We start from the raw sequence: 19829 nt of genomic DNA on the forward strand, positions 1-19829 counted from the left end.
AGCATTAAGTTAAAGCTTTTATTAATTTTTTTCATCAATAAATGAGCACTTAAACGCTTGCCTTTTGTACAAAAAAGCGCTCTGATTAACGGACTTTTTTCAATTAGCTGATGGACATGTCTAATTTTCCCCTTACCCATCATTTTGACGTGATCATTGTGGGCAGTGGTGGTGCCGGTCTTAGTCTAGCACTTTCTTTGCCTGAACATTTTAATATTGCAGTTCTTGCCAAATCCACCCTGACCGATGCCAGTACCTATTATGCACAAGGCGGCGTTGCAGCAGTACTGGATGAGACAGACTCGATTGAACAGCATATTGATGACACCATGATTGCAGGTGTACATCTGTGTGAAATGGATGCGGTGAAGCAGACGGTTGAAGGTGGTAAGCCTTCGGTGGATTTTCTGCTGAAACACGGCGTCCAATTTACCCTGGATGAGCAGGAACAATTACATTTGACCCGTGAAGGCGGCCATTCACAGCGCCGAATCATTCACGCAGCTGATGCGACTGGGCGTGCCATTTCTACCACGTTGGTACAGCGCGCTCAGGAAAAAGAAAATATTACCATCTTTGAAAATTACATTGCGATTGATCTGATCTGCTCACAAAAACTGGGCTTAGATGGTAAAAATCGCGCTTTAGGTTTATATGCACTCAATGAAGCAAGTGCACAAGTCCACACTTTCTTAGCACCATCTACTGCTCTGGCTTGTGGCGGTGCGATGAAAGCTTATCTTTATACCTCGAACCCTGATATCGCGACCGGTGATGGGATTGCGATGGCTTATCGTGCCGGTTGCCGGGTTGCCAATATGGAATTCAACCAGTTCCATCCGACCTGTTTATATCATCCGCAAGCCCGTTCATTCCTGATTACAGAAGCTATGCGTGGTGAAGGCGCCTATTTACGCCTTCCTGATGGTGAGCGCTTTATGCTGCGCTTTGATGAGCGTGCTGAACTGGCACCACGTGATATTGTGGCACGCGCGATTGACTATGAAATTAAACGTCTGGGCATTCGTCATGTCTGGCTAGACATTACCCATAAAGATGAAAGCTTCATCAAGGAACACTTTCCAACCTTATATGCACGTCTGCTAGAGCTTGGCATCGACATCACCAAGGAAATGATTCCTGTGGTTCCTGCTGCGCATTATACCTGTGGCGGTGTGGTCGTAGATGAAAACAGTCAGACCGATATTGCCGGGCTCTATGCCATTGGTGAAACTTCTTATACTGGCTTACATGGCGCTAACCGTATGGCCAGTAACTCACTTTTAGAATGTTTTGTGTATGGCATGAGTGCTGCCAAACATATTCAGGAAAATTTCAAGGCAGATCAAGCTATCCCTGAGGTACCAGAATGGGATGATTCTCAGGTCACTAATCCTGATGAAGATGTTGTTATTCTGCAAAACTGGGATGAGCTGCGTCAGACCATGTGGAACTATGTCGGTATTGTGCGTACCACTAAACGTCTGGAACGTGCCCTGCACCGGATTGAGATGTTGAAGAAAGAAATTACCGAGTACTATCAGGATTATCAGGTCAGTAAAAATCTGATCGAGCTGCGTAATCTGGTACTCGTTTCAGAGATGATTGTACGTTGTGCCATGCAACGTAAAGAATCCCGTGGCCTGCATTTCACCCTAGATTATCCAGAATTGCTGCCTGAACTACGTAAAACTGTACTAATTCCACCAAGTTTTGAAGTAGAAACTCCTTTGGTGAATGCTTAAAGATATAAATAAGGCAGATCATATTTTTAAATGTTATCTGCCTTTTCTTTGGTTGTGATTTTTTTAAGTTTTTAGAATAATCAGGTTATTTAAATAAAGCATATGATTTGTATGAGTTAATCAGCATTTTAAGGAGTGTATGGGTTCTTTACGTGGTGGAACCGAATAGGTCGCTGTCACATGGGCAACCGGCTCTTCCTGATCAATCGAATAAATCCAAACTTCTCCCACAATGAGCGCCTTCCCCACTTTCATCAATTTACTTTCCCCTCGCAGATCAACACCACCCGAAGGTTTACGCAGAAAATTGATATTCAAGTTCGTGGTCACTGCAAGGCCAACCAGTCCAATTTCACCGAGGATCGCAATATATAAAGCCAGATCAGCCAAAGTCATCATGGTGGGCCCAGACACCGTGCCGCCGGGACGTAATTCCTGCTCGCTCACTCGATACAGTACGGTTGCACCCTGAGGCACTACAGCTTCGATCTGGCACTTTTCCAAGCTCTGTGGAAATTCCTGCTGTAAAAACTGGATGATTTCTTCTCTTGTACTTTTCATCATGTTTTATCTTCCTGATTTATTCCAATATAGAGATTCTTCCTTGAAATAACTAGAGAAAAGTATGCCAAAAATATCTTTAGAATAAAATTATTTTAAATAAGACAGTGCCTGTTCAAATACCTGATCCGGTGTTTGAGTCGCATCCAGACGTTTAATCCGCTCTGGATGACGCTGGCATAGCGCGGCATATCCGGCGCGAACTTTCTCAAAGAAAGTAACTTTCTCTTGTTCAAATCGATCCAGCGCACCTCGGGCACGGGCGCGATTCATACCCAGTTCAATCGGTGCATCCAGCCAGAACGTAATATCTGGCATACGTTCCACAAAATTTTGATTTAACAGATTCAGCTTGTCTTCACTGAGTCCACGTCCTGCACATTGATAGGCAAAACTGGCATCACTGAAGCGATCACATAAGACAATTTTTCCAGCATTTAAAGCGGGTAAAATCACTTGTGCCAGATGCTGGGCACGTGCCGCATACATCAGCAATAACTCTGTATCATGGCACATCGCTTCTTCGTGGTTTACGGCCAATAACAGCGAACGAATCTGTTCTGCCATTGGTGTGCCACCCGGCTCGCGGGTCAACACGACCTCTTTACCTTGAGCAATAAAATCATCATAGATACGACGAATGAGTGTGGTTTTCCCTACACCCTCAGTGCCTTCAAAGCTGATAAACATGCTCATTCCTTATTTTTTGAACGTAAAACAGAGAGATATTCTTGCACTGCTCTATTGTGGTCTTGCAGACTGCTGCTGAATTTATGCCCACCATTACCCGTTGCAACAAAATAAATATTTTGTGAATTGTCCGGATGCATCGCTGCTTCAATGGCTTTCTTGCTTGGCAAGGCAATCGGTGTCGGTGGTAAGCCAGCCATGGTATAGGTGTTATAAGGTGTTGGAGTGCGTAGATCCTGACGAGTAATATTACCTTTGTAATTCTCACCCATACCATAAATCACGGTTGGATCTGTCTGTAGACGCATACCGATTTTCAAACGGCGTACAAATACACCTGATACCTGTTGTAACTCGCTATCCAGACTGGTTTCTTTTTCAATGATCGATGCCATGATTAGCGCTTCATATTTATTCTGATATGGCAGATCTGAAGCACGTTTTTCCCAAGCCTGATCCAGAGACTTCATCTGGCGCTGATAAAGATCGGTTAGGATCTTGCGATCCGTTTCACCTTTGGCAAAGAAATAGGTATCCGGAGCAAACAGACCTTCAGGATGATTGAATGGAATATTAAGTTCTTTGAGCAATTGATCGGTTGGCAAATTCACCACTTCTTTAGTCACCAGATCATCTTTCTTTAAGGCATCAATCAGCTGTTTAAAGGTCGTGCCTTCGATGACCAGAATCCGGTTCATCTGAGCATTTTCTGCATTGGAAATCATGCCCAGCACTGCACGGATACTCATACCTTGAGGAATTTCATAAACACCCGCCTTCATGGTGTCATGAATCATGATGCGCTGATACAGCTTTAAAATAATCGGAAAGCTGACATAATTTTCTTTGGCCAGCCGATCAATAAATCCAGAATAGGTTTCACCGTTACTAATTGCCAGTAACTGTTTTTGACCTTCTACAGGATAATCTTTCCATAGGCTAGCTTTCAGGATCAACCCTAGAACCAAGAGTATCCCGATTAGAAATAAAACTATCCCTTTCATGAAACCAGGGCGTTTGGCATTATTTTTCTTTTTGGTTTTAGACTTGGAAGCTGACATATTAATAAGGCATCTGATTCAATCGAAGACGGTTAAAAAGTTCAATACAAGCATCTACATTTAAAGCACGCTGCTCAAATTGAGTGGCAATTTTCATCGGACTGAGCGCATTGCAGAAAAACAGACTGTCGATATGGGGAATTTCATCCATTTCCACATCACGCTGCTGACAGATAATGCCCTGATCCTGCATACGTTGCAAAATTTCTGCACGCATCACACCGAAGACGCCATTATAACGAAGTTCTGGTGTAATCCATGTATTGTTTATACGAATGAAGCAATTACTGCTCACCCCTTCAACAATTGTACCCTGCACATCAGTTACCAGTGCTTCCGGCCAGCCATGCTGATCCGCTTCCTGTTTAAGCAACACCTGTTCCAGACGGTTTAAGGTTTTCAGCCCCACCAGATTCGGCATACTGAGGCCAATGGCCTGTTGCAATACACCCGTCTGAATCTGTTCATAACTGAAGTCCTGTACAGTTTTCGGATAATAGAACACCCAAAGATCTGCCGGATGGTCTGGCAGGCTATAACCACGCTGCCCTATACCACGACTCAGTACAATCTTTAAGGTGCCGTTCAGTTCAGCTTCTGATTTCAATAACGCTTGCAAACTTTTTTCAATCAGGTCCAGATCAGCCTGCAAACTTAATTTTTGCTGGCTCATCCTTAAACGGGCTAGATGACGGTCTGCTAACTCGATCCAGTTTCGACAGATGCGAGCGGTAGTAAAGCAGCCATCACCATAATGAAAGGCACGATCCAGCACATCTATATCTTTGACGGGTTGAGCATTTTTTAAATACAGCATGCTTTTAAGGCCTCTCTGGTGACGGATAGAGCGATGAAATATAAGCTCTGTCTATATATCTGTTTTACTCACATAAAATTCGTTTTTAATTATTTTTTATGCAAAAAATCTCCAGCTATTCTTGCCCCATCCAACAAAACAAAGAAACATTTGAGGCAAATATGAACATCCGTAAATTAAAAATTGGGGTATTGACAGCACTTATTTCAGCAACCGCTTTTAGCGTATCTGCAAAAGACTTCCTAAACGTGTCTTATGACCCAACTCGCGAATTGTACGATAACTTTAATAAAGAATTCAGTGCTTACTGGAAAAAATCTACTGGTCAGGATGTGAACTTTAAACAGTCACATGGCGGTTCAGGCAAACAGGCACGTGCTGTCATTGATGGTCTGGATGCGGACGTTGTGACTTTGGCTCTAGCTGCAGACATTGATGAAATCGCTGCTCGTGGCCTGCTACCTAAAGACTGGCAAAAGAAATTCCCACAAAACTCGACACCTTATACCTCAACCATCGTTTTCCTGGTGAAAAAAGGTAATCCTAAAGGCATTAAAGACTGGGGCGATCTGGTGAAACCGGGCGTAGAAATCATTACGCCAAATCCGAAAACTTCTGGTGGTGCGCGCTGGAACTATTTAGCAGCTTGGGCTTGGGCGAAACATCAGCCAGGCGGCAATGATACTAAAGCTCAAGACTTTGTTCGCCAGATCTACAAACAAACTAAAGTACTCGACTCAGGTGCACGTGGTTCAACCACCACTTTTGCTGAACGCGGGATCGGTGATGTATTGCTGGCTTGGGAAAATGAAGCACATCTGGCGATTCGTGAAAGCCTGGCAAGTTTGAAATCATCACCCCTTCTTTGTCGATTCTGGCTGAGCCACCAGTGGCAATCGTTGAAAAGAATGCTAAAAAAGATGGTAATGAAAATCTGGCTAAAGCTTATTTGAACTACCTGTACTCACCTGCGGGTCAAACGGTTGCTGCAAAGAATTTCTACCGTCCACGTAATGCGGCAGTATTAAAACAATACAACAATGTCTTTAAGTCGCTGAAGCTGGTGACCATTGATAAAGAGTTTGGTGGCTGGGACAAGGTACAGAAAAAACACTTTGCCAATGGCGGTATCTTTGACCAGATCGTAAAGGCAAATAGCACAAAATCGTAATAATAAATGTCTATGCAATGGTCTTATTGAATAAGGCCATTGTTGTTTCAAATACTTATAAAACCTTTTATCTTATATTTTCATATAAAATTCATTTTTAATTATTTTTTATGCATAAAGAATAGGTTTATTCTTCACTCATGTTACAAAACGTGTAAGAGTTTGAGGTTCACATGAGCATTTCAACAAAACTAAAACTAGGGGTTCTTGCTGCTGTTATTTCAGCAACTTCGTTTTCTGCTGCAGCACGCGACTTTTTGAATGTCTCTTATGATCCGACGCGTGAACTCTATGAAGACGTCAACAAAGAATTTGGTAAATACTGGAAAAGCCGTACTGGCCAAAGTATTAACTTTAAACAGTCACATGGTGGTTCAGGTAAACAGGCGCGTGCCGTGATTGATGGTCTGGATGCCGATGTCGTAACTTTGGCATTAGCCGCTGACATTGATGTACTGGTCGAAAAAGCCAAACTGTTACCTGCAGACTGGCAGAAAAAACTACCACAAAACTCAACACCATACACTTCTACCATCGTATTCCTGGTACGTAAAGGCAATCCAAAGGGCATCAAGGATTGGGGTGATCTGGTAAAACCGGGTGTAGCGATTATTACACCAAATCCTAAAACTTCAGGCGGTGCACGCTGGAACTATTTAGCAGCTTGGGTATATGCCAAACATTTACCGGGTGGTAACGACAAAACTGCACAAGAATTTGTTCGTAAAATCTATAAACAAACCAAAGTACTTGACTCAGGCGCCCGTGGTTCAACCACCACTTTTGCTGAACGTGGTATCGGTGACGTATTACTGGCGTGGGAAAATGAAGCACATTTAGCCCTTCGTGAACAACCGGGCAAGTTTGAAATTGTGACTCCTTCCCTGTCAATTCTGGCTGAGCCACCCGTGGCGATTGTTGAAAAGAATGCCAATAAAAAAGGCAACAAATACCTGGCCCAAGGTTATCTGAACTTCCTGTACTCACCACTGGGTCAGGAAATCTCAGCACGTAACTTCTATCGCCCACGTAATGAAAAAGTACTGGCGAAATACAGCCAAGTCTTTAAGCCATTAAAACTGGTAACTATTGATCAGGAGTTTGGTGGCTGGGATAAAGTACAGAAAGCCCACTTTGAAAATGGTGGTGTTTTTGACCAGATCGTTAAAGCTAACAGCGCAAAAAAATAATTTAAGCTGATTTCATACAGGAGCATCGACATGACTCATACGCTTATTGTTCCCGGTGTAGGTGGCAGTGAATACAATCACTGGCAAACCTGCCTGCAACACCGGCTCATGCGTTGCTCCCGTGTGCAGCAAAAAGACTGGAATCATCCGGTACTGGATGTATGGGTCGCAGAATTTGTTAAAACCCTGCAAGCCATTCCAGATGATGTACAAATTGTGGCACATAGCTTTGGCTGTTTGACCAGCGTGGCAGCACTGGCCCAGCATCCTGAACTGAATACTAAAGTCAAAAATCTGGTGCTGGTTGCACCTGCCAATCCGGTACGTTTTGGGGAAAATGGTTTTGCCCGTGATAGCCAGACAGATTACAGTGCCTATTTTCAGCAGCTCAAGATTCAGGCTCCAACGACTTTGCTGATCAGTGAAAATGATCCTTGGCTGAGTTTTGAAGATGCCCAGGTTCTGGCGAAAGCCTGGAAGATCAAACCGATTAATCTGGGAGCTGTAGGTCATGTCAATGTTGCTTCCGGTTTTGGTCCTTTCCCTGAAATTGAACAATATTTGATTTCAGAAAAGGCTATGCACCATATCAGCAAAGTTGATGAGAGCAAGTATTATTTTAAATTTGCATTTTAGTCCCTGCAAATTATGCTTGTGCCGATTCTATTTTCTAATTTTCGCTGGTTAACTTTAACCAGCATTCTCTCTTTTGAGGAGTAATCATGTCGCAGCGATCCCGAGTGCTGCCAGGATTTGGTCTTTCTCTAGGCTTTACCCTAGCGTATTTGTCATTAATCGTTCTGATCCCGCTATCTGCCGTTTTTATTAAATCACTCGGCATTGGCTGGGAAGGCTTATGGGAAATCCTGAGCTCTGAACGTATCTTGAAATCATTACAGCTAAGCTTCAGTTCAGCCATTATTGCTGCTTTGATTAATGTAGTTTTTGGCCTGTTATTGGCATGGTGTCTGGTGCGTTATAGCTTTCCGGGTAAACGTATTGTCGATGCACTGGTCGATCTGCCTTTTGCCCTGCCAACCGCAGTTGCCGGTATTGCTCTGACTTCTTTATATGCACCGACTGGCTGGATTGGTCAGTATTTAGATCCAATCGGCATCAAGGTGGCTTATACCCCGATCGGTATTACCCTGGCCTTGATCTTTATCGGTATTCCTTTTGTGGTCCGTACGGTACAGCCAGTTCTTTCTGATTTAGAAACTGAACTGGAAGAAGCGGCTTCTGCACTCGGTGCAAACCGTTTTCAGATTGTCACCAAAGTCATTTCCCCGATTCTGCTGCCAGCACTGATCACAGGTTTTGCATTGGCTTTTGCACGTGGTGTCGGTGAATATGGCTCGGTGATCTTCATTGCCGGTAATCAGCCCTTTGAAACTGAAATTGCACCCTTAATGATTATTTCCCGTCTGGAAGAATATGACTATGCAGGTGCGACCACAATTGCTGTAGTGATGCTGCTCATTTCCTTTGTAATGCTCTTCCTGATTAACTTATTGCAAGCTTGGGCGAGCCGCCGTACCGGGAGAACTGCACGATGAGTTTAAATACCAACAGCAATGCGCTGGCTGAAAAGCTGCAATCCCGCGATGCGACTCGTGAGCCGACCTGGGTACGTTATACCCTGATTGCGATTGCACTGATCTTCTTTTTAAGCTGCCTGATCCTGCCTTTGGTTCTGGTCTTTGTTGAAGCATTTAAACAAGGGGTTGGCGTATATACGCAAGCCCTTGTTCATCCAGATACTTTATCTGCGGTCAAACTGACTTTACTAACGGCTGTGATCGCGGTACCAATGAATGTAATATTCGGCGTAGCTGCAGCCTGGTCAGTAGCGAAGTTTAACTTCCCTGGTAAGTCAATTTTAACCACCATTATCGATATGCCTTTCTCAGTATCACCTGTTATTGCAGGTTTGATGCTGGTACTGATTTTCGGTACTCAAGGCTGGATGGGTGGCTGGTTGATGGATAATGACATCAAGATCCTTTACGCCGTTCCTGCGATTGTTCTAGCAACGATCTTCATTACCGTACCTTTTGTAGCACGTGAGCTGATCCCTTTAATGGAAGCGCAAGGTACTGAAGAAGAAGAAGCTGCGATTGTACTCGGTGCATCTGGCTGGCAAACCTTCTGGAAAGTGACCCTGCCAAATATCAAATGGGGTCTGATTTACGGCGTAATTCTGTGTAATGCCCGCGCCATGGGTGAGTTCGGTGCAGTATCAGTGGTTTCTGGCCATATTCGTGGTGAAACCAATACTTTGCCGCTACACGTCGAAATTCTATATAACGAATATACCTTTAGCGCTGCGTTTGCCGTGTCATCGCTCCTGGCTCTCCTCGCAATTGTGACTCTGGTTCTGAAAACCTGGGTAGAACTGCGCCAGGAAAAACAAGACAAACGTAATGACGATTCAACAGTTTCTTAAGGAATGCCCACATGAGTATTCAAGTTAAAAATATTGAAAAACACTTTGGTGCATTCCATGCACTGAAAAACATTTCCCTGGATTTCCCGGATGGTCAGCTGGTTGCCCTACTTGGTCCTTCAGGCTGCGGTAAAACAACTCTACTGCGTATTATTGCAGGTCTGGAATCTGCTGACGGTGGTCAGGTAATTCTGGAAGGTCAGGATGCAACCAATGTTCACGTTCGTGAACGTGAAGTGGGTTTTGTATTCCAGCACTATGCCCTGTTCCGTCACATGACTGTGTTTGACAACGTGGCATTTGGTCTACGTGTCCGTCCACGCTCTACTCGTCCATCAGAAGCTGAAATTAAAAAACGCGTGACCCGCTTGCTTGATCTGGTACAACTTGGCTTCCTGGCTGACCGTTATCCGGCTCAGCTTTCTGGTGGTCAGCGTCAACGTATTGCACTTGCTCGTGCACTAGCCGTTGAGCCACGTGTCTTGTTACTAGATGAACCGTTCGGCGCACTAGATGCCAAAGTCCGTAAAGAACTACGTCGCTGGTTACGTACCCTGCATGATGAACTGCACATTACTTCAATTTTCGTCACTCACGATCAGGAAGAAGCCTTAGAAGTTGCTGATCAGATCGTGGTGATGAACAAAGGCAATGTGGAACAGATCGGTTCACCACGTGAAGTGTATGAAACACCGAAAACACCATTCGTGTTTGACTTCCTGGGACAAGCCAACCGCTTTGAAGGCCAGAATAATGGCGGCATACTTCAGCTAGGTGAAGACCGTATCCAGTTCGATGCCGCCAAACAGGCAGCTCAGGGTAATGTCATTGTCTTCGCTCGCCCGGATGAACTGCGTATTCATGCCCAACCACAAGAGAATGCGATTCAGGCCACGTTTATTCGTGAACTCTGGATTGCAGGAAAAGTCGTTGCAGAATTGAATGACCGCCAAGGCAATCTGATTGAAATTTCACTGACACCAGAAGAAGCCCGCGCTCATCAATTCCGTCCGGATCAAACTGTTTGGTTGAGTGCATTAAATCTGCATTTATTTGAAAACCAGGTCGCGTAAGACTGCAAGATGGGGCTTTAAAATGCCCCATCCTCTTATAGGATAAAGAATTATGAATTTCCAACAATTAAGAATTATTCGAGAAACTGTTAGACAGAATTTTAATTTAACTGAAGCTTCTGCCGCGCTTTACACTTCGCAGTCAGGTGTCAGTAAGCATATTAAAGACCTGGAAGATGAACTTGGTGTACAGTTGTTTATCCGTAAAGGTAAACGCTTATTAGGATTAACTGAACCAGGCCAGGCACTTCTTGGCATTGTAGAGCGTATGCTGGTTGATGCAGACAATATCAAACGTCTTGCAGATGACTTTAACAAGGTCGATGAAGGTACATTAACGATTGCAACGACACATACTCAAGCACGTTATGTACTGCCACCAATCGTAAATCAGTTCAAAAAAGAATTTCCGAAAGTTCATCTGATTTTGCAACAAGCCAGTCCAATGGAAATTACCGAAATGCTTCTTCAGGGTGAAGCAGATATCGGGATTGCGACTGAGGCCTTAACGACTGAAGAAAATCTGGCGAGTGTGCCTTATTATAACTGGCAGCACAGTATTATTACGCCGCAAAATCACCCGTTAAATAGCAAAGAACAGGTTCGTATTGAAGACCTCGCTGGCTATCCGATTATTACTTATCACGGTGGCTTTACTGGCCGTTCTAAAATCGACTCAGCCTTTGAAGAAGCCGGTGTGGATGTGGATATTGTCATGTCAGCTCTGGATGCCGATGTGATTAAAACTTATGTAGAACTCAACATGGGTGTCGGCATTGTCAATGATCTGGCTTATGATCCAGAACGTGACTATCGTCTGAAACAGATTAAAACTGATATTTTTGGAGTAAATACTACCTGGATCGCAGTACGTAAAGGCCACTTATTACGTGGTTATGGTTATGAGTTTATTTCTTTATGCTCACCAGATGCAGATATCAAGGCACTGAAAAAAGTGGCTTATCCAGATGAATAATATGGATTATGCTTTCTAAATTGAAGAGGCGTATTGCCTCTTTTTTTAATTTTAACAGTAGATTATTTCATTAAAAATCAAACATAATCACAGTATAATTCAATAAATAAATTATATTAATGATGAGCTACAAATTTTCCCTCTTGGGATATGGACTGATTTTTTCCGGGACAAGTTTTGCTGCCGCTTTTGAGCAATCCAATCAAACTATCCAGTCCTTTTTTGAAAAGGATCATTATGCTGAAGTCTCATTTGCCTGGACGAATCCTAATGTTAGCGGTCAAGTACAGCATACCGAAATATTAGAACAATTAGGTATTCAGGATTTTTCTACGGGTCAGCTTGCGAATAATCAGCTGGTTGCGAATGCTGCATTAAAATTACAGCTTCATCCACAGATCTCTTGGGGTCTTATTTACGATCAGCCTTTCCATGTGGATGTTGCATATCAATATAGTCCAGTTTTTGCAGGTGAGCCTACAGAGATTGAAGCAGCCGATATTGAGTTTGATAGTTATAATCTGACTTCCATTCTTGGTTATCAGCCTGATCCCAACTGGAATCTCTATGCAGGACTAAGTTATCAGACCTTAGAAGGTAATCTAAGTTTGGCAGGAGAATCTTTTTCTGTCTTTAATGGTTATCACGTTCAGCTTGAACAAAATGCTGCCTGGGGTTGGCTCGCTGGAATGAGCTATCAAATTCCTGAGTATTTCTTTAGAACTGCGTTAACTTATCGTTCAGCCATAAATCTTCAACTGCAAATCACAGAATCACTTACAGTCGGCACACCTACGTCCAGCTTTACCCACGTGCAAACACCTCAATCCATTAATTTTGATTTTCAGACTGGGCTTCCCTCTCAGAATATTTTTTATGCGGGTTTACGCTGGGTAAATTGGCAAGATTTTGTTATTCAACCGCCGAAATTCAGTGCAGTGATTGATTATGCCGCCCTAGAATTTCCTAAAGTGAAAGATATCAAGATGATCGATTATCAGGAGGATCAATGGTCTGCTAAATTTGGAATCGCCCATCAATGGCCTTCTTCTATGATTAATTCTTTTGAAATTCTATGGGACTCAGGTACAGGAAATCCAGCTTCTACCTTAAATCCGAGTGACGGCTATTGGGGAGTGGGTTTGGGCTATTTTCAGAATTTTCAAAAACACTGGGATATTGCTACAGGACTGTATTATCTAAAATTCCAGAAGCCTAAAACAGATACAAACGCTGCTATACCCCAGTTCGTGGGCTTATCCGCAGTAGATGATAACGATGTTTGGGTGGTCGGTATGAAGTTGGGCTATCATTTTCAATAGCTTTTAATAAATAAAAAAACGAGCCGAAGCTCGTTTTTTTATTAGGTTTAGCAGCTCTGATTTAGAAGCGGAAGCTTACACCCAGTTTTGCTACTGGAAGCCATTCGTATTTATTATCTTCACGAATTTCACGTTCTTCATCTCTTACAGCTTGTTCAAATTCAGCTTGACGCGCTTCTACAGTTCCTTCACTTACTAAATTAACGCGTGGGTTACCATTATAATATGCACCTAGCTCGCCAAATACACCCCAACGGTTAGTGATTGCTGGAGAGAAACCAATACCTACATACGGTGCAATATTATTTTTGTAGGATAATTGACCATTCAGTCGTACCCCATCTGCACCAGCTGTAAAATCTCGGCCATTTACTGTAAAACCACGCTCTGGATCTACTCGACGATCGATATCATAGTCATTATCAATATATGCTACACCGGCAGCCATATAGAACCAGTTCGCCCAAGGACGAATCTCAGCGTTCAAATAAGTCAGATTATTATCCATATCTAGGTCATATTTAGAACCGTTGATTGATAAATCATCTGACCATGAAATATCACCACCATTATAACCTAGAGTAACACCGACATAAGGGTTAGCATTCCAAGAGATCGCGCCACCATAACCGGTAGTACCGACTTCAGCACGAACAGCTGCAGGTTTAAAGAAAGAGAATTCAGCTACGCCTTCATCTGTTACAATTGTTTCATCAGCAGCCATGGCAGAACCAGCTGTGGCAGCTAGAACGGATACTGCTAAAAGTTGATATAAAGCTTTCATTATTTCTCTCCTCAAAAGAACTTTTTTTTCATCATTAGTTATTCGTGATGAGCTCAATATAAAGGAGCCAATGAATATTTTTTATTCGTGTTTTGCTGAGCTTTTGTTATTTTTTGATACATATTAATTTTTCTTGTTGAATGATAAGCCTTTTTTAAACAATGTTTGTACATATCTAAAATACGAAAAGGATACTAATCACTTTACTTGCGAATTTAATTCAGGACCCTTCCTAGTTTTCCATCTTTTTAGAGCAATATAGTGTAAAATATCGGAAATTTTTTTCTGGAAGGAAGATCATGTCTCAGCTTTCAACAATCATTGAACAAGCGTTTGAAGACCGTGCGAATTTCACAGCAGCAGACTGTCCTGCTGAAATCCGTCAAGCAGTTGAGGAAGTAATTGCTGGCCTGGACAATGGTACTTTACGTGTTGCTGAAAAAATCGAAGGTGAATGGGTTGTTCATCAATGGATTAAGAAAGCGGTATTGTTATCATTTAAATTAAACGATAACAAACCAATGGAAGCTTGTGATCTTCGCTTCTACGACAAAGTAGATACTAAATTCTCTGACTGGACTGACGAGCAGTTTAAAGCTGCTGGCGTACGTGTTGTTCCTCCTGCAGTAGCACGTAAAGGTTCTTTCCAGGCGAAAAACGTGGTATTGATGCCTTCTTATGTGAACATCGGTGCTTATGTAGATGAAGGTACAATGGTTGATACTTGGGCAACTGTAGGTTCATGTGCTCAAATTGGTAAAAATGTTCACTTGTCTGGTGGTGTAGGGATCGGTGGTGTTCTTGAACCGCTTCAAGCTAATCCAACTATTATTGAAGACAACTGTTTCATCGGTGCACGTTCTGAAATCGTTGAAGGCGTAATCGTTGAAGAAGGTTCTGTCATTTCAATGGGCGTATTCATTGGTCAATCTACCAAGATTTATGACCGTGAAACTGGCGAAATCCATTATGGCCGCGTACCTGCTGGTTCTGTTGTGGTATCAGGCAGCCTGCCATCTAAATGCGGTAAATACAGCTTATATGCAGCTGTAATCGTGAAAAAAGTAGATGCGAAAACTCGTGCTAAAACTAGCCTGAACGATCTGCTTCGCGAAGACTAAGATGTCTTAACCTAGAGGACACATTTGTGTTCCCCGGAGCTTCAACCGCTCCTCGTCTCTACGGTCAGCAATGATCGTAGGGATTTTTATTTTTATACATTGTTATTTATTTTTCAGTGGTTAATGTTGTTATGAATACGCTCCGATCTTCCGCAATTCCAGTTTCTGATCCGTCTGCGGGCTTACGCATTACGGAGATCTTCTATTCATTACAAGGTGAAGCCAATACTGCAGGTTTACCTACCGTATTTATCCGCTTAACCGGCTGTCCACTGCGCTGTACCTATTGTGATACTACCTATTCTTTTGAAGGTGGCGAGCGCAAATCTTTAGATGACATCATCCAGACCACGCTTGATTTTAAAACGCCTTATGTCTGTGTGACCGGAGGTGAACCATTGGCGCAACCGAACGCCCTGCCTTTGATGCAGCGACTTGCAGATTTAGGCTGTGAAGTCTCTTTAGAAACCAGCGGTGCGTTAGATGTTTCTAAAGTGGATACACGTGTATCCAAAGTTCTGGATTTAAAAACACCAACTTCAGGTGAAGTTGCACGAAATTTGCTTACAAATCTGGATCATTTGACTCAGCATGACCAGATTAAGTTTGTGATCTGTAATCGTGAAGATTATGAATGGTCAAAACAGCAGGTAGAACAGTACCAGTTGAATGAAAAAGTCAGTACGGTCTGGTTCTCCCCTGCCTTTGCAGTTGAAAAAGGAGCTGCGCGCTTGCCACAATTGGCACGTGATCTGGCTCAATGGATTTTAGAAGACCATCTCCCTGTTCGTTTCCAGCTGCAGCTGCATAAGTTGTTATGGAATGATGAAACTGGTCGTTAATTTTTGTAAATTTACTATATTGGAGTATTTGTTATGCGCCCTCGTGCCATTGTATTGTTATCTGGCGGATTAGATTCAACAACCTGTCTGGCTTGGGCGCAGGCACGCTATGAATGTATCGCACTAAGTTTTATGTATGGCCAACGCTCTACTACAGAACTTGATGCAGCTCGTGCGCTGGCTCAACGCTCGGGTGTAGAACATCGTGTCATCAATATTGATTTAGGTAACCTGGGCGGCTCAGCCCTTACTGATCATAGCATTGAGGTACCAGACCAATTGCAGGAAGGTATTCCGGTAACCTATGTGCCTGCACGAAATACCATCTTCTTATCTTATGCTTTGGCTGCTGCAGAAGTGTTCGGTGCTGAGGCAATTGTGATCGGTATTAATGCAGTGGATTATTCAGGTTATCCAGACTGTCGCCCGGAATTTATTGAAGCTTTTGCCAACATGGCACGCCTTGCAACCAAGGTTGGTGTTGAAGGTCAAGCCCTGAAATTTGAAACACCTTTGTTACATTTATCCAAAGCAAATATCATTCGCTTAGGCCTAGAACATGGCGTAGACTACAGTCAAACGGTATCTTGCTACCAAGCAGATGCCCAAGGACGTGCGTGTGGAACATGTGACAGTTGTCGTTTACGCAAGCAAGGTTTTGCTGATGCAGGTGTTGAAGACCCGACACGTTATTACCTTTAAAATCGATCAAGGTTATAAATCCATATTATGAATATTAAAGCCAAATTACTTGCGACTAGCCTACTCTCTTTGTCTGCCCTATTTTCAACTGCATCTTTTGCAAATAATGATCAAGCTAAGGCAAAAGCAGAATTTGAGGCGATGAAAAAAGAATATACAACTGCCATGAAAAATGCTGGAAGCAGTTCAAATGTACGTGACGGTTTAATTAAAGCCTGTGCTATTCCATACAAACAGGCAGTGAAGTACAAAAAACTGACTCAGTCTGATGTGAACAAGCTTTGTACATGTGAAGTAGATGCGGAAGGTAAATTGACTCAAGCCCAAAAATGGCAGATTCAAAGCACCATTAACCAGAAGAAAAACCCTGCTACTTTAGACTTTGTTAAAAAACAAAGCCAGAACGTGCAGTCTTGTGTAGGCCCACAGCTCGCAGGTAAATTAAATTCACTTGCTGCAGAAGCCAATAAAGCCACTCAAAAGAAATAATCCTGACGGATGTTTTTCTAGGATAAGCCACTATAATGTGGCTTATTTTTTTGAAAAAATTTAGAAAAATTGGAGAGACCATGTCTGAGATCAGCTTACCTGAGCACACTTTTTCAACCACTACAGGTGAAATTAATCTAGCCCAATTAAATGCAGAATGGCTGGTGATCTATTTTTATCCTAAAGATTCGACACCTGGCTGTACTACTCAGGCAGTCGGTTTCTCTTGTTTAAAAGATCAGTTCGATGCACTCAATACGACTATTCTGGGCGTATCACGTGATTCGGTTAAAGCGCACCAGAACTTTACTGAAAAACAGAATCTGACTATCAATCTGATCAGTGATAAAGAGGAAGTGTTATGCAAACACTTTGATGTCATTAAAGAAAAGAATATGTATGGCAAGAAAGTCATGGGCATTGAACGCTCTACCTTCATTTTCCATAATGGCAAGCTGGTCAAAGAATACCGCAAGGTAAAAGCTGCTGGCCATGCTGAACAGGTTTTAGAAGATTTGAAAGCATTACAAGCTGCTTAAGATCTTTCATAAAATCAAAAAAGGCATGAATAGAAATATCATGCCTTTTTCTTTAGAGGTACTACAAAGAATACTTCAGTTCACTAAAGAAACTGCAATCGACCACATTACACAGCCAATGAGTACATCCAGTATTTTCCAGGCTTTTGGACGCTGAAAAATAGGTTGCAAATAACGTGCTGCATAGCCCAGTCCAAAAAAGAATACAAAGGACGCACTAATCGCTCCCAAGGCAAATTGTATCTGCGCATTGGAATATTGGGTGGAGATAGAACCAATCAAGACCAGTGCATCCAGATAAACATGCGGATTGAGCCAGGTCAGCATCAAACAGATCAGCAAAACTTTATATAAAGAAGGCACATCTTTTTGATCTGTGTCCAGACGCTGCTCATTCTTCCAGGCCTGATAAAAATGCTGAGCGCCATAGATCGCCAGAAAAGTTGCACCCAGATATTTCGCCATATTGATCCAGTGTGGATTAACCAGCATTAATTGTGAAAATCCCAGAACACCGGCAAAAATCAATATTGCATCAGACAATGCACAACATATACAGATTGCAAAGACATACTGCTGTTTCAAGCCCTGTTTTAATACAAAAGCATTTTGTGCACCAATGGCAATAATCAGGCTAAAGCCTACCGCCAGACCTTGTATATATGCATTTAACATTGGAATATCATGGAATTATAAAGATGAAGGTCATTATCTATGTTATTCTTTTCAATTAAATATAATTAAGAAAATATCATTCAGACTAAATTTTATTTAGGTAAGCTATGCCACTTAATTCTAAAAACTGTGGTGCTTTTCTGGCTGTTGCAGAAACCCAAAGCTTTGATGCTGCCGCAAAAGTATTAAATATAACGGCTTCGGCAGTCACTTTAAGAGTGCAAAATCTGGAAAGAGATCTGGGGCAAGTTCTGGTACTACGTGAGCGTCCTTGTAAAGTGACCAATGCCGGTCAAACCTTACTGAATTATTTGCAGCATCAACGCCTGTTGCAGCAGCAATTGATCCAGCAATTAAATGGTCAAAATAAAGCAGAATTCAGCTCGATTCATATTGCGGTAAATGCAGATTCACTCGCGACCTGGTTATTTCCCTGTCTGAACACCACCCTGCTTGCAGAGAAAATCACTTTGAATCTTCAGGTCGCTGTTCAAAGTGAAACTCATAAGCTTCTAGAGCAGGGTCAAGTCAATGCCTGCATTAGCAGTGAGAGTGAAGCCATGCCGGGCTGTAAGGCTCATTTTATTGGACAGATGCATTATAGAATGGTCGCAACACCTGCTTTTGTGCATTCCTGGTTTAAACAAGGCATTCACCGGGAATCACTGCGTAAGGCACCCGCTGTGATTTATAATGATCAGGATCATTTACATAGCCATCTACTGTTGGCTCAATTTGGCTTAAACCAGCAATGTTTTCCTTTTCACTATATCCCCTCCTCGACCGCCTTTGCGGATGCTATTTTTTCAGGATTAGGATATGGTTTGGTGCCGGACTATCAAATTGCGGACCGGATTCAAAATGGGACACTGATCGAAATACTGCCTGAATGCAGCTGTGATGTACCTTTATATTGGCATCACTGGAAACAGCAGTCTCCCGCTCTAAAACAGTTAACCAAAGTCATTCTGGAACAGGCAGAACAGTGCATGAATAGTCCAATTCAATAAACAGTTCTATATGTCCTGCCGAATTCACAGAAATTGAATATCACATTATTGGGTTTTCCACTGCCCCATTAAATGAATATTAACCTTTTCACCTACGCCTGCAGTGGCCTTCTTCATCCCAAAATCTGAGCGATTAATTACCGTAGTAGATTTCACATCGAGTAGATTAGGATTAGCCTTGTTCGGTGTCAGCGTGGTATCGAATACCACTGGTCGAGTAACACCTCTTAATGTTAGTTGCCCCATAACCTGATAACGATTCGTACCATTTGGCTTAAACTGCGTACTTTTGAAATTGACTGTTTTATAGCGCGATGCATGAAACAGGTCCTCACCCATAATCATATTTTTAAGGCTAGGTTTGGAAACTTTCAGGCTATCCACCTGCATAGTGAACTCAGTAGATGACTGTTGTGGCCGATCGGGATCAAACTGCATGGTTGCCTTGAACTCTTGAAAATTTCCCTTTACCACATTCAAACCCAAGGAGTTAATGCTAAAGCCGACACTACTTTGAGGCGTCAATGTCCAGCTTTTAGCATACGCAGCCGATATACACATAGCAGATAAAGCACCTGCATAAGCTATATTTTTCAGGAATAGATTCATTGTGTT

At 42.6% G+C, this 19829-nt stretch carries 21 protein-coding genes and 1 pseudogene; 15 read left to right on the plus strand and 7 right to left on the minus strand.

Features of this window, described 5'->3' with window-relative positions; translation table 11 throughout:
• Positions 1 to 116: 116 nt before the first annotated feature.
• Positions 117 to 1745 carry an L-aspartate oxidase gene (gene nadB / locus FTV18_RS05235; protein ID WP_180016942.1) on the plus strand — a complete coding sequence of 543 codons (1629 nt, stop codon included), beginning with the start codon at positions 117 to 119 and terminating at the stop codon, positions 1743 to 1745.
• 120 nt (positions 1746 to 1865) lie between these two features.
• Here nadB and FTV18_RS05240 read toward each other — a convergent pair whose 3' ends face one another.
• The 4 genes from FTV18_RS05240 to pabC all read right to left on the minus strand — a co-directional run bounded on the left by FTV18_RS05240 (position 1866) and on the right by pabC (position 4874).
• A complete protein-coding gene (locus FTV18_RS05240) occupies positions 1866 to 2306 on the minus strand; it encodes a PaaI family thioesterase (RefSeq protein ID WP_179992698.1) in 441 nt (146 codons plus the stop codon).
• A gap of 90 nt (positions 2307 to 2396) precedes the next feature.
• Positions 2397 to 2996 carry a dTMP kinase gene (tmk, locus tag FTV18_RS05245; protein WP_179992697.1) on the minus strand — a complete coding sequence of 200 codons (600 nt, stop codon included), beginning with the start codon at positions 2994 to 2996 and terminating at the stop codon, positions 2397 to 2399.
• Between the two features lie 2 nt (positions 2997 to 2998).
• Positions 2999 to 4057 carry an endolytic transglycosylase MltG gene (mltG, locus tag FTV18_RS05250; protein ID WP_180016944.1) on the minus strand — a complete coding sequence of 353 codons (1059 nt, stop codon included), beginning with the start codon at positions 4055 to 4057 and terminating at the stop codon, positions 2999 to 3001.
• 1 nt (position 4058) lies between these two features.
• Positions 4059 to 4874, minus strand: a complete 816-nt coding sequence (gene pabC / locus FTV18_RS05255) for an aminodeoxychorismate lyase (RefSeq protein ID WP_180016946.1) — start codon at positions 4872 to 4874, stop codon at positions 4059 to 4061.
• 161 nt (positions 4875 to 5035) lie between these two features.
• Between pabC and FTV18_RS05260 the strand changes: the two are divergent.
• The 8 genes and pseudogenes from FTV18_RS05260 to FTV18_RS05295 all read left to right on the plus strand — a co-directional run bounded on the left by FTV18_RS05260 (position 5036) and on the right by FTV18_RS05295 (position 13052).
• Positions 5036 to 6045: pseudogene (locus FTV18_RS05260) on the plus strand (sulfate ABC transporter substrate-binding protein).
• 173 nt (positions 6046 to 6218) lie between these two features.
• Complete coding sequence (locus FTV18_RS05265; RefSeq protein WP_180016950.1) at positions 6219 to 7235, plus strand: sulfate ABC transporter substrate-binding protein; 1017 nt, start codon at positions 6219 to 6221, stop codon at positions 7233 to 7235.
• Positions 7236 to 7265: 30 nt separating this feature from the next.
• Positions 7266 to 7871, plus strand: coding sequence for an alpha/beta hydrolase (locus FTV18_RS05270; RefSeq protein WP_180016952.1), 606 nt, complete (start codon positions 7266 to 7268; stop codon positions 7869 to 7871).
• A gap of 86 nt (positions 7872 to 7957) precedes the next feature.
• Positions 7958 to 8791, plus strand: a complete 834-nt coding sequence (cysT, locus tag FTV18_RS05275; RefSeq protein ID WP_180016954.1) for a sulfate ABC transporter permease subunit CysT — start codon at positions 7958 to 7960, stop codon at positions 8789 to 8791.
• Positions 8788 to 9681: a sulfate ABC transporter permease subunit CysW gene (cysW, locus tag FTV18_RS05280; protein ID WP_004784540.1), complete on the plus strand. Its 894-nt coding sequence runs from the start codon at positions 8788 to 8790 to the stop codon at positions 9679 to 9681. The genes cysT and cysW overlap by 4 nt, the downstream gene beginning before the upstream one ends.
• An 11-nt stretch (positions 9682 to 9692) precedes the next feature.
• A complete protein-coding gene (locus tag FTV18_RS05285; RefSeq protein ID WP_004784543.1) occupies positions 9693 to 10754 on the plus strand; it encodes a sulfate/molybdate ABC transporter ATP-binding protein in 1062 nt (353 codons plus the stop codon).
• A 52-nt stretch (positions 10755 to 10806) separates the two neighbouring features.
• Positions 10807 to 11730, plus strand: coding sequence for a CysB family HTH-type transcriptional regulator (locus tag FTV18_RS05290; protein WP_004784546.1), 924 nt, complete (start codon positions 10807 to 10809; stop codon positions 11728 to 11730).
• A 119-nt stretch (positions 11731 to 11849) separates the two neighbouring features.
• Positions 11850 to 13052, plus strand: a complete 1203-nt coding sequence (locus FTV18_RS05295; protein WP_180016956.1) for an outer membrane protein transport protein — start codon at positions 11850 to 11852, stop codon at positions 13050 to 13052.
• A 61-nt stretch (positions 13053 to 13113) separates the two neighbouring features.
• Here the strand turns inward: FTV18_RS05295 and carO are convergent, their stop codons facing one another.
• Positions 13114 to 13836 carry an ornithine uptake porin CarO gene (gene carO / locus FTV18_RS05300; protein WP_180016958.1) on the minus strand — a complete coding sequence of 241 codons (723 nt, stop codon included), beginning with the start codon at positions 13834 to 13836 and terminating at the stop codon, positions 13114 to 13116.
• 299 nt (positions 13837 to 14135) lie between these two features.
• On the opposite strand from carO, the gene dapD reads away from it, so the two are divergent.
• The 5 genes from dapD to FTV18_RS05325 all read left to right on the plus strand — a co-directional run bounded on the left by dapD (position 14136) and on the right by FTV18_RS05325 (position 17529).
• The gene (gene dapD / locus FTV18_RS05305; protein WP_004784553.1) at positions 14136 to 14957 is read left to right on the plus strand and encodes a 2,3,4,5-tetrahydropyridine-2,6-dicarboxylate N-succinyltransferase; all 822 of its coding nucleotides are present in this window, start codon (positions 14136 to 14138) and stop codon (positions 14955 to 14957) included.
• Positions 14958 to 15088: 131 nt separating this feature from the next.
• Complete coding sequence (gene queE, locus FTV18_RS05310; protein ID WP_034171208.1) at positions 15089 to 15799, plus strand: 7-carboxy-7-deazaguanine synthase QueE; 711 nt, start codon at positions 15089 to 15091, stop codon at positions 15797 to 15799.
• 33 nt (positions 15800 to 15832) lie between these two features.
• The gene (queC, locus tag FTV18_RS05315; RefSeq protein WP_180010699.1) at positions 15833 to 16501 is read left to right on the plus strand and encodes a 7-cyano-7-deazaguanine synthase QueC; all 669 of its coding nucleotides are present in this window, start codon (positions 15833 to 15835) and stop codon (positions 16499 to 16501) included.
• Positions 16502 to 16528: 27 nt separating this feature from the next.
• Entirely contained in the window at positions 16529 to 16990 is a 462-nt protein-coding gene (locus tag FTV18_RS05320) for a hypothetical protein (RefSeq protein WP_180016960.1), read from the plus strand.
• An 80-nt stretch (positions 16991 to 17070) separates the two neighbouring features.
• Positions 17071 to 17529 (plus strand): peroxiredoxin, encoded by a 459-nt coding sequence (locus FTV18_RS05325; protein ID WP_180016962.1) that lies wholly within the window; start codon positions 17071 to 17073, stop codon positions 17527 to 17529.
• A 75-nt stretch (positions 17530 to 17604) separates the two neighbouring features.
• Here FTV18_RS05325 and FTV18_RS05330 read toward each other — a convergent pair whose 3' ends face one another.
• Entirely contained in the window at positions 17605 to 18204 is a 600-nt protein-coding gene (locus FTV18_RS05330; RefSeq protein ID WP_180016964.1) for a LysE/ArgO family amino acid transporter, read from the minus strand.
• Between the two features lie 107 nt (positions 18205 to 18311).
• Here FTV18_RS05330 and FTV18_RS05335 point away from each other — a divergent pair, with 107 nt between their 5' ends.
• The gene (locus tag FTV18_RS05335; protein ID WP_180016966.1) at positions 18312 to 19214 is read left to right on the plus strand and encodes a LysR family transcriptional regulator ArgP; all 903 of its coding nucleotides are present in this window, start codon (positions 18312 to 18314) and stop codon (positions 19212 to 19214) included.
• Between the two features lie 45 nt (positions 19215 to 19259).
• Here the strand turns inward: FTV18_RS05335 and FTV18_RS05340 are convergent, their stop codons facing one another.
• Positions 19260 to 19823 (minus strand): YceI family protein, encoded by a 564-nt coding sequence (locus FTV18_RS05340; protein ID WP_180016968.1) that lies wholly within the window; start codon positions 19821 to 19823, stop codon positions 19260 to 19262.
• Positions 19824 to 19829 lie beyond the last annotated feature (6 nt).

It is taken from the genome of Acinetobacter sp. YH12241 (assembly GCF_013417535.1).
GTDB lineage: Bacteria > Pseudomonadota > Gammaproteobacteria > Pseudomonadales > Moraxellaceae > Acinetobacter.